Annotated in this window: 13 protein-coding genes; 6 read left to right on the top strand and 7 right to left on the bottom strand. The window is 47.2% G+C overall.

Annotated features, from left to right (window positions below; all coding sequences use genetic code 11):
• Positions 1-99: 99 nt before the first annotated feature.
• Entirely contained in the window at positions 100-1,224 is a 1,125-nt protein-coding gene (locus HQRW_RS04625) for a hypothetical protein (protein ID WP_014555658.1), read from the bottom strand.
• A 102-nt stretch (positions 1,225-1,326) separates the two neighbouring features.
• Complete coding sequence (locus tag HQRW_RS04620) at positions 1,327-1,677, bottom strand: hypothetical protein (RefSeq protein ID WP_014555657.1); 351 nt, start codon at positions 1,675-1,677, stop codon at positions 1,327-1,329.
• 408 nt (positions 1,678-2,085) lie between these two features.
• On the opposite strand from HQRW_RS04620, the gene HQRW_RS04615 reads away from it, so the two are divergent.
• The gene (locus HQRW_RS04615) at positions 2,086-3,642 is read left to right on the top strand and encodes a ribonuclease H-like domain-containing protein (protein ID WP_231852421.1); all 1,557 of its coding nucleotides are present in this window, start codon (positions 2,086-2,088) and stop codon (positions 3,640-3,642) included.
• 120 nt (positions 3,643-3,762) lie between these two features.
• Positions 3,763-6,309: a DEAD/DEAH box helicase gene (locus HQRW_RS04610; protein ID WP_014555655.1), complete on the top strand. Its 2,547-nt coding sequence runs from the start codon at positions 3,763-3,765 to the stop codon at positions 6,307-6,309.
• Between the two features lie 49 nt (positions 6,310-6,358).
• Here the strand turns inward: HQRW_RS04610 and HQRW_RS04605 are convergent, their stop codons facing one another.
• Both HQRW_RS04605 and HQRW_RS04600 read right to left on the bottom strand, forming a co-directional pair.
• Positions 6,359-8,017: an MATE family efflux transporter gene (locus tag HQRW_RS04605; protein WP_011571126.1), complete on the bottom strand. Its 1,659-nt coding sequence runs from the start codon at positions 8,015-8,017 to the stop codon at positions 6,359-6,361.
• Positions 8,018-8,022: 5 nt separating this feature from the next.
• Positions 8,023-8,493 (bottom strand): hypothetical protein, encoded by a 471-nt coding sequence (locus HQRW_RS04600; protein ID WP_014555654.1) that lies wholly within the window; start codon positions 8,491-8,493, stop codon positions 8,023-8,025.
• Positions 8,494-8,911: 418 nt separating this feature from the next.
• Between HQRW_RS04600 and HQRW_RS04595 the strand changes: the two genes are divergently transcribed.
• Entirely contained in the window at positions 8,912-9,295 is a 384-nt protein-coding gene (locus HQRW_RS04595) for a MoaD/ThiS family protein (RefSeq protein WP_014555653.1), read from the top strand.
• 98 nt (positions 9,296-9,393) lie between these two features.
• Here HQRW_RS04595 and HQRW_RS04590 read toward each other — a convergent pair whose 3' ends face one another.
• On the bottom strand, positions 9,394-10,692 hold the full coding sequence (locus HQRW_RS04590; RefSeq protein WP_014555652.1) for an acetamidase/formamidase family protein: 1,299 nt from the start codon (positions 10,690-10,692) through the stop codon (positions 9,394-9,396).
• A 285-nt stretch (positions 10,693-10,977) separates the two neighbouring features.
• On the opposite strand from HQRW_RS04590, the gene proC reads away from it, so the two are divergent.
• The 3 genes from proC to HQRW_RS04575 all read left to right on the top strand — a co-directional run bounded on the left by proC (position 10,978) and on the right by HQRW_RS04575 (position 14,295).
• The gene (gene proC, locus HQRW_RS04585) at positions 10,978-11,754 is read left to right on the top strand and encodes a pyrroline-5-carboxylate reductase (RefSeq protein ID WP_014555651.1); all 777 of its coding nucleotides are present in this window, start codon (positions 10,978-10,980) and stop codon (positions 11,752-11,754) included.
• Positions 11,747-12,706: a glutamate 5-kinase gene (gene proB / locus HQRW_RS04580; protein ID WP_014555650.1), complete on the top strand. Its 960-nt coding sequence runs from the start codon at positions 11,747-11,749 to the stop codon at positions 12,704-12,706. Before proC ends, proB begins: the two co-directional genes overlap by 8 nt.
• Before the next feature lie 218 nt (positions 12,707-12,924).
• Positions 12,925-14,295: a glutamate-5-semialdehyde dehydrogenase gene (locus HQRW_RS04575; protein ID WP_014555649.1), complete on the top strand. Its 1,371-nt coding sequence runs from the start codon at positions 12,925-12,927 to the stop codon at positions 14,293-14,295.
• Between the two features lie 155 nt (positions 14,296-14,450).
• On the opposite strand, the gene msrA is transcribed toward HQRW_RS04575, so the two are convergent.
• Together msrA and HQRW_RS04565 are read right to left on the bottom strand one after the other, a co-directional pair.
• On the bottom strand, positions 14,451-14,975 hold the full coding sequence (msrA, locus tag HQRW_RS04570) for a peptide-methionine (S)-S-oxide reductase MsrA (protein WP_014555648.1): 525 nt from the start codon (positions 14,973-14,975) through the stop codon (positions 14,451-14,453).
• A gap of 595 nt (positions 14,976-15,570) precedes the next feature.
• On the bottom strand, positions 15,571-16,053 hold the full coding sequence (locus tag HQRW_RS04565) for a dihydrofolate reductase (RefSeq protein ID WP_011571118.1): 483 nt from the start codon (positions 16,051-16,053) through the stop codon (positions 15,571-15,573).
• Positions 16,054-16,404 lie beyond the last annotated feature (351 nt).

The raw sequence follows: 16,404 nt of genomic DNA, 5'->3' as shown, positions 1-16,404 counted from the left end.
CACTGATAGTCCTTCTCGCGGTAGAACGGTTGGCATATGTTCTTATCACACATTTGTTCAGTGATTTATCAAAATAGAGTAATTTGTTTGCTGCTCGTATTATTCCTCTCCATCATGTATACTGCCGTCGACACTTGTCACTGCTCGCTGAACGGCGTCATTTTGAGTTACCGCAACACGCACAGTAAGCACGATTCGTTTATCATAACTGATTGACTCGACAGTCGTATTATCATATAACCATGAGACAGTTGCTTGTGCATCATCTGTGTATGGAAGCGAAATGGTTATTTGTGTGTCTGGTAGTTCTGCTGCAATATCTGCCCGAATTGAATCCTGATCAGTATTCGACTTACCTGCCCATAGAAGTATTTCAGTATCATCTTTACACTGCTGTTGGATGTTCATCAGTAGCCTCTCGGTATTATTTTCTGGGTCAATATCCGTATGAGAATGATTGTTAGGTTTGGCAATGGCAATAATATCGGCTTGATTGAGTATTTTGAGAGTTCCCGCAATGGCACGTTCATACCATGGTGGGATATCGGTGATGAATGGTGTTACGCGCGTCACTGCCACTTCATGAGAACCGATTGTTGTAACAGTCGTCATAGGTGTCGCCGGTCGCAGTATCGCTGTTATTTCAGAGTTAATATTAGGGTTTATACTTGAATATAATTCATTTGCTGCGGGTTCAGTGCCAATTTGAGTTATAACACTGATACGCGCATCAACACTGGAGTATGCGTTTTTCACCGACTGTTGCTGATCCGTTATTGCAGTCTCGATCTTATTTCGGAGTGTCTGTTTGCGTTGAGTGAGCTCATTGACACGGCCACTTTGATCAGGACCATCGGTTGCTGCATGTCGCTGGTGTTGCATTGCCCGTCGATGGTCAATTCGACATTGCCGGAGTTCGATAGACATTGTTGCGAGTTGGTTATCGTCATCTGATAGGCGTCGCAAAACAATGTCACGGCGATCACAGACGGTTACCGATGGTAAAGTATCACTAAGATCAACAATCTGCCCAGGGTGTAATATTCCATCAATCACAAGCCGCTGTTTTGTCGGAGCGTCCTCGACAATCCATGTTTCCTGAAGCTGATTGATAGTCCCAGGGTCAATACCGTACCGATTATGGCCTGTTGCTGAAACGATTCGAGCACGCGCTTTGGACTCTACTACCGCATTGACGAGATCTTTAAACGTTTGAGTAATCACGCATCACACGCCACACGTTACACGAATACGACATTGATCGTTCGACTTTGGATAATAAACTTTCATTCTCAATATCATTGTTGTTGTCTCGTCGTTAGTGCACTACTCAACACTCTCATCTGCAACATCAAGTTCAGATTTTCCAGTAAGGATACGATAACTGGCGAGCGTTCCAGCCATGGAGGGTGCAGACTCATTATCTTTTCGTTGAGTCCCATAATCCATCCACTGACCATCGGTATAACTATACATATCAAATCCAGTGGTAGTTTCAACCACAATATCGATGATTGCATCGGGCTGAGCGTCGGGAATTGCGATCTGACGGACCGAATCAGCATGATCCATCACCCAAACTGCGATTGCATCGGTAATGTCGTGTAATAATTCTTCAGCGGTTGTGACCGAAAGTGGGTTATCAGGCCATCCAGTGGTTGGCGTAGGCTCCTGCATATGTCTACTCACTGCTGGTCTGGTAATTGCCTTTCTGTCAAATAATAAATATTGAGTTGGATTAATATGCAGATAAAACTGCAAAGTTTGTTTGCAAGCGACTCACGGTGTCACCCTGTGAAATAGTATATATGTTTCCGGTGCGTCCCCACTGCATATTTGTTTGAAAAACTCCGATGAAGCTTATCTTTAATTTGAGTCGAGCGCAGGCGTCAACCTCCCGTCCTCATCATTGAGCAGTACCGGTGTTTGTACTATCGAGGAAGAAATACGGTGAACCGCTTCGGGGTCATATCAGTATCAAAGTCCCGAGGTACTCGCCTTGCTATCTGTAGAATCAGAAGCATATGAGATATAGCAGACGAACGTTCAAGACGACAGACATCCCAATAACAATTGATTGTGACCGTGAGTTCAATCCCGTCAACGCGTCTTCCAGATTCCGATGCTGCCTCCGGTACACTGCTGACAGTTCCTGGGAGCGTCATTCGGGAGTTTGATCCGGTTGATGTTGTTTCTGATGCAGTCGCTGCAGTCAAGCCAGATATAATTATTCCGGCAGACCCTGATGCTGGTGTCGTTATTCCAGCGCTGACTGGCAGTATCGATGTTCCTATATATCAACCTGGTCGCGGGATGCTTCCACAGACAGTCGAAACAGCAAATGGCAGTGTGACGATTGTTGTTTCCCCGTCAATTGATTCACTGCCGGATGATCCAATGTCGCTCATTGAAACGAGTCATGGCTATGTTGTGACTGATACGCTCTCATTGTATATTGACCCACACGCTCGACAAACGCAACTTGATGGATTGGAGGAGTATATCACTACCGTCGATTCAGCTTGGATTACGGATCATTCACTTGAAGCGGAGGCGGGTGTTGATATCTCACATCTTTCGACTAGACTTCGATCATCATATAATCGTGATGTAACAGTTCCGGACGGTCATCAGATATCAGTCGCTGGTATCGGTACTTCACGCGCACGCCTTGGTGTTGCCATCGATGATTCGACACAACCACTGACGGTTACCTCGGTATTCCCGAATGGAGCAGTGACCACTAACACAATATCCCCAGATCGATTCGGACTCCGAGGCATAACTGGCGTTAGCGAGACACGTGCCAATCACCTCCGAACAGCGGGATTTGAAACCCGATCAGCCGTTGCTACAGCATCACCACATGAACTTACAGCAGTCCCCAGTATCGGCACCAATACAGCACAACAAATCCACGCATCAGCCAGAGCTGTCGCTGATGAAATAATTGTATCGACCGGTGATGGATCACTCCCGACAGGAGATCCGGTCTTTATTGATATCGAGACAGACGGTCTTGCAGCATCAACAGCATGGCTTATTGGCGTTCTTGATGGATCGGCGTCATCAGGCAATTATCTCGCATTTCGACAGCCCGACCTCAATGCTCCGAGTGCACATCTTGAGGCATTCATGACATGGCTGACCGGGAGTGCCCGTCGACGACCTGTTGTTGCTTGGAATGGATATGGGTTTGATTTTGACGTTATTCATGATCAGTTGCAGACACACTGCCCATCGTATCTTGATGACTGGGAAAACCGATACACATTTGACCCACTTTATTGGGGAAGAACACAGGGAAATGCTGAATTTCCTGGACGGACAAATAAACTCGAACATGTCGCGACGGCGCTTGGATGGAAGCCAACAACACAGGGAATCAACGGACGACGCGTTGCTGAACTATACGTTGATTGGCGTGAGCGTATGAACACTGCTGATAATCCACAGACAGTTTCACAACCACCCTGGAATCGCTTGGAGGCGTACTGTGAGGATGATGTTCGTGCGCTTGCGCGCATATATGAAGCGTTGACTGATGCACACCAGACACAAACAAAGAACGCACCACTAAAATCGAAATCAGACTCATCAACGTCAACATCACAGGGGTCATTATCAGACTTTGGCTTATGAAAAGAAACATAAATACGACTATCAATAACGGTGGACAGTCTCAATCTCATAATCAATCGATTATGACCAAATGTATCGCAGCTCTCAGAGATGACCAATCAATATCGTCTTTAGGACTCAATGTCAAATAATATAGAATCAACTCAGTCTGATGATGATACGCCAAGATCGCAGGAGTATCATTCCTCTGTCCTCTCTGAGGAGACGCTTTCAGAATCATTCCCTAAGTATGACGGGCAGATCGTTGAGACACATCATCTTACGCAGAAGCCAGCACAGACCACGCCAGCGGAAGCAGTCCTACCAGAGTCACTGACAGAACGGATTTCAAATGAGCTATTTGAACATCAAGCAACAGCGCTTGCTGCACTTGCAGATGATGAGAATGTTGTCGTCACAACGTCGACGTCATCTGGAAAAACGTGGGTATATGCGCTTCAAATTGCTCGAATGCATCTATATAATCCTGAGACGACCGCGTTATGTCTCTATCCAATGAAGGCTCTCACACGCGATCAAGAAAGGGAACTTAATAATAAACTTCGTGATGACTGGGGGCTTGATGTGAAGATTGGCGTGTACGACGGTGATACACCGACGGATCGTAAGCGCGAGATTCGTGAAAGTGCAGACGTTATTCTCACCAATCCTGCAGGATTGAACGTCTACCTTCCGCGTCATAACCGTGATAGTGGATGGCGTCGATTCTATGCGAATCTTGATCTTATCGTCGTTGATGAAGCACATGAGTACGCTGGTGTCACCGGGACACATGTCGCTTGGATTCTTCGTCGGCTCCGTCGGATTGTCCGTGCATACGATGCCAATCCGCAGTTTGTATTAACAACAGCGACAATTGGCAATCCAGCTGATCATGCCCGACGCTTGACTGGAGAGTTATTCACTGTTATCGATGAAGATGGCTCCCCCAGAGGAAGTCGGGATATCGTCCTTTGGGAACCGCCGGTGGATTGGGATCAGATAACTGACGATGATGATGAGAAACATACAGGGGCTACGGACCAAGCCGGATCGACAAAATCTGGCGCCAGTGAGTCCGACCCTGCAGCGGAATTTGAACGTGCTCGTCAATCAACTGGCTCTGAGGCTGCTCAAGTGACTGCACACCTTGCCAGTCATAATACACAGACACTGCAGTTTTGTTCGGCTCGACAGGGAACTGAGATTGCGGCGAAACAAACGCTTGATACAGCACGCTCAAGTGACAATCTGGCTGTTGAGCCATACCATGCTGGACTTGGAAAGCGACTTCGTCGTCGCGTTGAGAATGGGCTGAAAGATGGTCGACTTGATGCAGTTGCAACGACCAATGCACTTGAACTTGGCATCGATATCGGCTCTGTTGATGCGACAGTCACAGCCGGATACCCTGGCACAAAACAAAGTTTTTGGCAACAAATTGGTCGAGCAGGTCGAGGGACAACAGATGCTCTTTCAGTGCTTGTTGGTGGCGATGATGCGATTGACGCATATATCTTCGATCATCCATCATATCTCTTTAATGAGACTGTTGAAGATGCGGTTGTTTCTGTCGATAATGAGCCAGTATACGCAGATCACTTACTTGCAGCAGCTGATGAGCGCCCGCTCTCAGATGCAGATGCAGGTCTGCTTGGCTCAGAAACGCGTCTTCGTGAGACTGTGCAGATGTGGCAGGACGCAGGGGTACTTGAGCAGACCGGTCGACTTGATGGCACCGGTGTTGGATATGCCGGTGATCCCCGTCCGCAGGGGAGACTCTCATTATATAACACCAGTGGACGCGAGTTTGCGGTCATTTGCATCGATACTGACGCACAGATTGATCATGACCCAGTCGCCGCTGAGCGTGCATATCGGGATTATCATGAGGGAGCACTATTCTTACATGCCGGGCAGCAATATGAGGTTGTCAATGTTGATGATGAAAGCTCGCAACCTCGAATCCTTGTAAAGCAGACAAACACGGGGAAGTATACACAGACGCTTTCTACGAAACAAATTACGGAGCTTCATGCACAGGAGCATCACTCGCTTGCAGGTGCATATGACCGATACTTTGGTCGGGGAACGGTCAAAATAACATATGATCAATATCTTGTTCGACAGATTAGCACCGGTGAGGTTGTTCGCGGTCCGCTTCCAACTCAATCGCCACCAATGGAACTTAACACTGAGTTGATGTGGGTGTCATTACCACCTAATCACGTTGCCTCAACGATCGATCGACTCGATGTCCCACTGTTATCGCCAACTGCTCGCTCAAGCGGCGACACACGCGTGCCTGATGAAGCAGCGCAGTATACATATGGTGGGGGAATCCACGCTGCTGAGCATGGACTGATTCAACTTGCACCACTTGAGTTACTTGTTGACAATAATGATATTGGTGGTCTTTCGACATTGAATCATCCACATGAGACAGTTTCAGGTCCTGTATGGTTTATTCATGATGGCATCGACGGGGGGATTGGATTTACTCGAGCTATTTATGAACATTTTGAAACACTCACTGAACGAACGCGTGATCATATCGCTCAGTGTCGATGTGACCGGCGTCGCGGATGTCCACTGTGTATCATGAGTGAAGACTGTGGGAATAATAATGATCCATTAGATAGAGCAACGGGCAAACTTATTCTGAATGATGTGTTAGCGGCTATCTGATCGATAGTGAGCGAATACGATATGATGACCTGGGTTCACTTATGATAATTTAATCACTGGGGTCTGGACCAGGTCGGTATGATCGACTGATTCGCTTCCACGTTCCAGTGCGAAATCGAGCACCATTAAGTATCATCGGAATGACCTTCTCAGCGAGAAGAGCACCAAGGAGTGCTGTCGCTCCGAGTGATGTGACGGTCCCAATCCATGCAATTGGTAATGCAACAACATAAAGCCCGATAAGTGTCGTCACAAAGGGGATGCGTGTGTCGCCAGCACCACGAAGTGCACCTGTGACGGATCCATCGATTCCAGTTGCAATTGCACTGAAGGCAGCAATACTAACAAATGTTGCTGTCAGTGCAACAGCATCCACACCAACGAACACATTCGCAATTGGGCGGGCAAGTGCAATGACAATAGTTGTTGCTCCAAGATAGATAATGAATGATAACAGAGTGATTTCCCGACCGTAATCTGTCGCAAGTGATTCATTTCCACCACCGAGTGCCTGCCCGACAAGTGTTGAGGAGGCTATTGAGAAGCCCCAAGTGAAGCTATTCAAGAGCTCCCGGATTTGACGAGCAACACCAACGGCTGCTACTGTAACAGGACCAAATGTGGATGCAATTGCAAGTAGTGGGAAGACAACCATCCCTTGTGCAACTCGGCGAGCAATGAGCGGTGTTGAGACTTCAATAACTTCCCGGGTGAGGTCCCACTCTAGTGATGCTGTCTGATCGAGTGAGATTGGACAGGCAGTCCAGCTATCATCGTTTCGTCCTGTCAACCCCCATCCAAATGCAACTGCAACAACGGCGGTTGCGATTGTTGTCCCAAGTGCTGCTCCAACGACCCCTAACCCAGTCCCAAAGACTAACACAGCACTCAGAATGATATTCAATACACCGCCAGTCGCACGAAACAACATTGGTGTCACTGTATCACCGACGCCAGCATATGTCCGAGACCCAATCATATTGATCCCCTCAAACAAGAGACCGGGGGCAACGACAGCAAGATACGCTGCTCCAAGTGAGACTACAGCCGGATTTCCCTCGACGAGTGCAATGAGGTCTGTAGCAGCTACAACAAACACCGGGACAATAATGACACCAATTCCAATCGCAATAATAAAACTAATATATACGACAGTCGTTGCACGGTCTGCTCGATCCCCACCATAATTCTGTGACACCAATGAAAGCGTCCCACCTGCAAGACCGATAAAGACGAATTTCGCGACCATCCAGAAGGCATTTGCAACTGTTAAGCCGGCGACTGCATCCGTGCCAACAGCAATCCCGACAATAGCAAGATCAACTGTTCGTTTTGACATAATCGCAAATCCGGTGATGATGCGCGGCCATGCAAGATTGACCGTTGCTCGGAGTCGGTTCTGATTGATGATGCCCGCCCGGTCGAGCATTGTCGCAAGAAACACACCAATAGGGGCGAGTGTGCTCACTATCCAGTAGTTATTGGTTGAAATGCTGTTTCCAGACTGCATTGTAAAATCCGTATGATCTTCAGAAGGCGCAATATCACTTGAGTCAGTCCTCGTCAGATGTTGTTCCGCGTTTGTTGATACTGTTGTATCATTTATTTGACCCTGATTATGATTGTCTGCGTTGTTCTCTAAGTACGTGTCAGTGTCTTTCGGACTGTCTCTGCCTTGCTCATGATTGTGATCATCACCGTTGTCCACACCAGTCACGCTCCAAGGACTGAAAGAAGAGTTTCATACGTTTCTCGAGTCCACCCAGCGGCGGTCTCGACCGTATTCCATCCGTCGCGCGCATCGAGATTTTCTGTAGTCGTAATAATATGTGCCTGTTGACAAACTGTTGGCGAGGGCGACCCACAAAGTGAAACAACAGGTGTTGTCCGGCGTTCCCATGCAAGTGTCCATGGACAATCGGGCTCAAATCGAACATATTTTGTTGCCGCTGTTGTTGTATCAATCTCTGTCAGTGGAAGTCGTCGACGACCAGCAGCATTCGTTGCGTCAACGATTGGTGTACTGTCTGCTGGCACGACGTCAACTCGATCTGCAATGTCGACAAACTGAGAGAGCCCAAGACTCGTCCATGTCAATGTCACGTGTGAAGCAAATGTTTCAACATTGACTGGTGGTGTTGTCTCAATCTGTCGGGGGATATCACCAGACGATGCCGGTTGCATTATCAATGATACGCCCTGGAGCAGAAAGAGTGCCCCGCTTTTTCTTATGAAACAGCTATAGAATGCAAGGAGAGTACCCGCGTGTTCAGGCTTGTCTCTTACCTATAAGTCCCAGCAACCGTGGCGTTTGAGCCGCTGTTGGAAAGGATCTGAGACAAATCCTGACGGACTGAGACGCCGACCGGAATTACCGATCGGGTCACAGGGGCTGCTCAAACCGGGTCAACTTGTCGTCAGCATATCTGGTTACTTGGGATGAGACTCCCAACTCCCGACGATGAAATCAATTTTTACTACTTCGCCCCGTTCATCTCGTCGGGACGAATTATGGGTAAAAGACAGGTCTCTATACGCGGGAGGATATCAGTTTAGATCCCAGCGTCACGTTTATAGAATTCACCACTGTGTGTTTGAATCAATGGAAATAACGGTATATGGACCACTCCGGACTGCTGCGGACGGTAAGGTGCTTACGGTTGCCACAGGGTCAAGCACAGATGGTACAGACAAAAATGCAGCAAACAGCAATACGATTTCTGAGGGATCTGAATCTATTGATGCATCCTCCGTCTCAGCGAGTTCTCCTGAAACAGTAAGTGAACTGATCACAATGATTGCTGAAACATACCCGCAAACGAAGTCGCATCTTTTCGATTGTGAGGGGACACTTCGACCCAGTGTCCGTATCCTTGTTAATGGAAATAAAGCATCGCCTGAGACCCAACTTGACCAATCAGCGGACATACAACTATTTCCAGCGATGCGTGGCGGAAGTGATCACACTGTCACGAGGTATGATTGATTAGCTTGATGCAAATTACTCACATGAACTGAGGATGAACCTACCCCAAGATTATCGGCTTGAACTATGATACACCGATTTAAATCATGATAAGGGGCTCAATCGTATTTATTGGAAACTGTCTCGGCAAGTCCAACCGACTCAAGCAAATCAATCGGTGTGAGCATCGATAACTGGACAACACCAGGAAGACGTGCGATCTCAACACCACCGGTAAATGTACATCGAGCACGGATCTCGCCTTCATCAACCCCGAACAATTTACTTGCACGGTTGAAAGCGTTCTGTGTTGCATCATTGATTGTGGCACCGGAGCCAATAATTTGAATCGGTGCGGCATCTGTAAGATCAACATTATATTCCGCAGCAAGATTCGCTCCGACATCGCGTTCATCATCAGTATATGGCTTTGCGATGTGGGGAAGGTCTGTCTCATTCGGTAACAGAATCGGACCATCAAGATCGAGATCTTTGATCACCTCAACTTCGAGTTCTGTCCGTCCGCTCACATCCGTTGTATGTAATGAAAGTTCACCGTCGCCTTGATTCGCATGCAAATCACCAACATATAATCCCGCGCCTTCAACCTGAACCGGACAAATGAGTGTTGCACCTGGTCGGACATCATTTGAGTCGAGATGACCGTCTGTCCGCGCCTCAAGTGCCGTTTCATCAGTAAGCCCCCAGTCGTGCTCTGCGCCAATCAGGAACTGTCCAAAGTCACCAGCATTATGTGAGTCTGGCAGTTCAACGTGTGGTGTTGTCCCAATATTTCCAATAAATGGCGCGAGTCGACCAAGTGCCCCTGGCATCTCATCGGGCTCATATAGAAGAATTGGATGCTGTTGAGAATTCTCTGGGAGCGCTAGTGCCTCCTCAGCACGTGTTGCAAGGTCGTGAGCACCCTCTTCACCAACTGTAATACCAACACTGCGGTCATCATCAAAGGCAACGGTATATCCATACTCGAAGCCAAATGAAGATGCATTCGCGCCACACTCAGCACATCGAATCGCATCTTCGCCGGTTCCATCAACGACCGTTTCAGGCCATTCAGCCCCACATTCTGGACATTGATGATCAATAAATGGGTCATCACCAAAGGCATCATCGCGTTCTGCCATACTCCCAGTACTTGTTGCAACACTTGTTACTTCAACATCATTAATATGAACGACGAGCGCATCGCCTGGCTCAGCATTCTCAACACCAATCGGACGTGTCACCTCGTGACCGCCACGGAATGAAGGAGTGATCATTGGACCCCAACATCCTGCTGGTGTATGTGTTTTAATTGTCCCACCATCAGCGACAGTTCCAGCCCACTCGCGGTCAGGACCAACCAATCCAGGGGTAAACGCATCTACCTCCAAAATATCGTGTATCTGCTCGGACATCGATATCGTATAACATGGCTAATGACAAGATTCTATCGGCGATGAAAGTAAATCGATGAGTATCCGCCAGATGCTCACCTCGTAGGGTAACTTGAGAGCAATATCTATTAAACCGTATCAAAATCACTATCGGGGCAATAACTCAGAGTGAATCGAGGCTTGCAGATAGAACAGCTTACTATCAAATATATCTTTATTTGAAGCGCGACACTGACTGTAAAAAGTGTTCTTTTGAGTATCGAAACCGAAGTTCGTATATCAGCGGCCGAGTCATATCAGGAAAAGATGATTACAGTGAGCGTTATTGGGTGCGGACATATGGGAAGTGCACTGCTGGAAGGTCTTGCGACGGTGGAAGGATATCGAACAATTGGTTACGATGTTGATCCAGCGGTTCTCGATAATGTCAAATCATATTGTGATCGAACAACGACTGATATCGATACAATAGCCGATTCTGACATTGTTGCACTGACAGTCAAGCCGGATATCGTTCCAACAGTGCTTGCTGAGATTAACCTTCATGCCGAGCAGACACTTATGACAGCAGCCGCAGGTATTGAGCGGTCTTTCGTTAGCAATCAGACTGACGCGACGGTCATTCGACTGATGCCAAATCTTGCAGCAAGTCTTCGTGAAATGGCTGCTGCTGTCGCCTGGGATGAGCCCGATCCAGCTGTTGAGACAATGCTCTCTGATCTTGGATCATATGTAGTTATTGATGAAACGCATATGAATATCGCAACAGCAGTTAATGGAAGCGGACCAGCCTTTGTATACTATCTTATTCAAGCAATGCAAACGCGAGCAATCAAAGAAGGATTAGATAAATCAGACGCACAGACACTTGCAATCCAGACGTTTATTGGGGCAGCGGAGATGGTTCGAGCCGCTGATGAACCGATTGAATCTCTTATTGACGCTGTCTGTTCGCCAAATGGCACAACAATTGAAGGAATGAACGTTTTATTTGACAGCAATGTTGACGCCGAAGTTGGTGATGCATTGACCGCAGCGACTGAACGGTCAGCTGAACTTGCAGCAGAGGTTGATCATGAGTGAACGACGGAGCACTGAGCATGAGTCTGAATCTGAGGACACTGACCGCGAATCAGATATTTCGGTCACCGAAACAACAAAGCAGACATTGTCACAGACCTCCGAATCCACGCAAACATCTGTTCCACGATCAGCAATTGATCAAGCACGTCATATCGCTGCAACAGCAGACCGTGTCGTTGTCAAAGCTGGAACGAATTCTCTGACAGATTCAACGTCAAATCTTGACGATGAGAAACTCGATAAACTCGTTGATGATATCGCTGATCTTATCGAGCATGATAAGGAGGTTATTCTTGTCTCCTCAGGGGCAATTGGCGCTGGAAAAGGACGGGCAGGGTATGCCGCGGACGACACCGTCGAAGAATCACAGGCATTGTCAACGATTGGACAGAGTCATCTCATGCGTCGATATACTGAGAGTTTTGAGCGGTATGGATTGACTGTTGCACAGATCCTCATCACCGATCATGATCTCGAAGATATGGAGCGATTCACTAATTTCAAGAACACTATTGAAACGCTTCTCTCCTGGGACGTTATCCCAATTATCAATGAAAACGATGCGGTCGCAACAGAAGAAATCCGTATTGGTGATAATGATATGCTTTCGTCATCGCTTGCAATCGGCGTTGAAAGTGATCTTCTCGTGATACTGACTGATGTTGGTGGTGTCTATACTGGAAATCCAAAAGAGAATACTAACGCAACACGCATTAATGCTGTCGGTGCCAACTATGACGAGGTTGAATCAATCATTGCAGTCAGTTCCGAAAGCAAATTTGGTGGGATTCAGACGAAAGTGCGAGGTGCTCGTGCAGTGAGTGAGCATGGCATTCCAGCGATTATTGCTCGCTCGACGGAGTCTGATGTGCTACAACGGATTGCAACAGAAATCTCAGTTGGAACGATCTTTGTTCCAGTTGATAATCAAACAAAGACTGATAGTGATTAGTTCGAATAACTTCACTGACGGTGTCGAATGACGCGGGTTCAGCGGCTCCTATCACCGACACGGATAATCACGGCGGTAAAGACTTGCACTAATCACTATGAGACAGAATAATAAATGAAACGTGAAATGAGTAGATGGAGATTCCCGATAACTGACGCACGACGTAGATCAATACAAATTCAATCATACTAACAGCAATAATCAAATACATGACTAATATGACTGACTCAGGTGAGATAGACCCTCAAACTGCAGAAGAAAAAGTAACAGATGCACAAACTGCGGCTCTTTCGCTTTCAAATCTCTCGACACCGCGCCGTAATGAGGCGCTCACAGCAATCGCAGATACAATCGAAAGAAATGTCGACCGGATTCTTGAGGCTAATGCGGCTGATGTCGCTGACGCTGAAAAACAAGTCGATGCCGGAGAGTACACACAGGCATTTGTCGATCGTTTAACCCTTTCAGCCGCAAAAATTGAAAGCATCGCTGAAATGGTTCGGAGTGTTGCCGAACAAGATGACCCACTTGGGGAGACACTTACCGCAAGAGAACTTGATGATGATTTGAATTTATACAAAGTGACCGTTCCTATTGGTGTTATTGGGACAGTGTTTGAATCTCGTCCTGACGCGCTGGTTCAAATTTCAGCACTGAGTCTAAAGTCTGGAAACGCTGTGATACTAAAGGGTGGAAGCGAAGCCGAACGATCAAATCGGGTGTTATATAACTGTATTCTGGAAGCAACACCAGAGGTCCCATCAGGATGGGCACAACTGATTGAAGCACGTGAAGATGTCCAAACACTCCTTGAGATGGACGATGCTGTCGATTTAATCATGCCCCGTGGGAGTTCCTCATTTGTCCAATATGTTCAGGATAATACAAGTATCCCGGTATTAGGGCATACCGAGGGTGTCTGTCATGTGTATGTTGACTCTGAGGCTGATCTTGAGATGGCAACAGCGGTCGCGTATGATGCGAAAGTACAGTATCCTGCGGTATGCAATGCTGTCGAGACACTCCTCGTTCATGAGTCAGTTGCACCGTCATTCCTATCTCAGATGATGAAGCAATATCGCGACGCCGGGGTTGAAATCCGTGGTGATGAGCGCACTCAATCAATTGTTGATACTGAGTCGAACATCAGTGAAGAAATTATCGCTGCAACTGAGGCTGATTGGACGACCGAATATGGTGATCGTATCGTTTCAATCGCAGTTGTTGATTCACTCACAGATGCAATCGATCATATCAATATGTATGGGTCAAAGCACACCGAATCGATCCTCACTCAGGACGACAATCGGGCTGAACAGTTTATGCGTGCGGTTGATGCTGCAAGCGTATTTCATAATGCCTCAACACGCTTTGCCGATGGATTTCGATTTGGTCTTGGCGCAGAAGTTGGAATTAGCACTGGAAAAATTCACGCTCGTGGACCCGTCGGGCTTGATGGATTGACCACCTATAAATACCATCTTGAGGGAGATGGTCAGCAGGTCGCAACATACGCTGGCTCAGACGCCAAACCGTTTGATCATGCCGAGTTTGATGAGACATGGCCAATAAGGAATGACGATGGGTGAATCATGTGTCACTGAGAACAGCGGACTCGGTATTTGAGGTATGTTTTTGATTCAGCGTTGATTGAAGCAACTAATTAATGCGAGGACACAAGGTTTGACTGCCACTTTTTGACACCTATATAGATTATATACAAAGATGCGATACTCTTTTATTATTATGTCAATTTCTCAGTGAATGTCTCACGAACTTTCTCAACTTTCGGCTGTGCGTGCATTCGACAGTATGCGTCTGATGGATTTTTTTCAAAGTAATCTTGATGATACTCCTCAGCCGACCAGAATCGTTCGAGTGATTCAATCTCGGTGACAATTGCATCATCATAATGATCATTGAGTGCTTCAATATATGCTTCAGCCGTCGCTCGTTGCTCGACAGTATGTGTGAGTATGATTGATCGATACTGTGTGCCGACATCAGGACCCTGTCGATTCAATTGCGTTGGATCATGCGTTGCAAAAAACACTTCCAGTAATTCACTGTATTCAATTTTCGTTGGGTCATACTCAATCTGCACAACCTCGGCATGATCCGTCGTTCCTGAACAGACTTGTTTATATGTTGGATTATCGATATCGCCACCAGCATAACCTGAGGTGACTGTGTTAACGCCAGCAAGCTCTTTCATCGCCGCCTCGGTACACCAAAAACATCCACCGCCAACGGTCGCTGTTTCGCTCATATGATATAATTTAATCTAGAGAGCAATGTACCTGACGCGAGCGTGAATTAAGATTTATTATATGATGGACAGGCACAATACCACGGTCTTCGAGTCGTGGATATGCGCCGTCACGTGGGAACCTATCCACGTGATGCAGCTAAACTGAGATTTGAGTGCTATGGAGTAGACAGGCAACATATTGACAAAGTAGGAATCAGGCGAGAGTAGAGCGATTCCCACCCCGTCCGACGGTGAAGTTCTGTCCGCTCCGAGCAATGGGACGATAATCGGAGCCAGTCATATGAACGGTCGGTTCTGATACTGAATCGATGCTGTGCTTGACTACTCTAAATATCAAAATGTAAACCCAAGTCCGTCGAAGTCTGCCAGCCCCCTCCAAAGGCACAAACAACTTCGGGAGTGTAGATATGATTGAGGAGAGGAGTATCGAGAGCTGAGATGTGGCACTCCCAGCAGTCCATCCCCACTCGCCACGGTCCAGAAGTCCGGACGGATTCTCACCATCTGGATACCTGATGAGACTGCAACCCTGCGATCTCCATCACTCACGCTCCGGGATTCCTTCGCACTCACGCGGAGAAGGATGCCAAGATTATACGCTTTGACGGGTCCATTCCTCGAGGGTGAATCCAGCATAATCCTCTGTTGATATGAGTGTCCACACATCGTCATTCCACTCGGGATAATAGCTATCACCCTGATAGATCCCTGGGACTCGAGTAAGCACCATTCGGTCGATATGCGATTGAAATAGGCTGTAGATCGCAGCACCACCAAGAATATATACAGTTTTTGTGTCAGTTTGTTTACTAATCTCGATTGCACTGTCAATATCTGGCGCATGAGTAACAGTTTCAATATGAAATCCCTGCTTTTGTTGTGATAGGACAATTTGTCGACGACCAGGGAGGTCCGATCGCATCGATTCATATGTCCGTCGACCCAGTATGACTGGGAATCCACTGACCCGTTCGCGATACTGCTGTTTGTCCGCGGGAAGACTTTCCCATGGAAGATCACCATTACGACCGATAACATAGTTATCTGCAAGTGCAGCAACAGAAGTGAATTCCATCTCTCTTCATCATCACTCACGTGTATGGTATAAAAATACTCGCCGATTCACCAAGCACTGGAAAGAAGATTCTGTTGGGAGGATATCGAGGAAGTATACCTGTGTGTGACATCCTCCCCGCATACACTGTCTTTTACCCATAAGTTCGTGGAGTCGTAACCGGACGTTTCAGACGCTCTCAGAGGTATTTTGAACGTAAAAAATCGAAGCGAGAAGCGACTCAGACAGTGATACCGGCTGTGGGGGTGACAGAACGCCGGTAATCAACTCCACTACAATTGTTTCAAAAAGGTGTTGAAACTGTAGATACCGAGAATTTCAGTCGTGCTCGCCGATCCCGATCACGTTCCG

It is taken from the genome of Haloquadratum walsbyi C23 (assembly GCF_000237865.1).
Lineage (GTDB): Archaea > Halobacteriota > Halobacteria > Halobacteriales > Haloferacaceae > Haloquadratum > Haloquadratum walsbyi.
The sequence above is the reverse complement of the archived record's forward strand: the minus strand, read 5'-3'. Positions and strand labels throughout refer to the sequence as shown.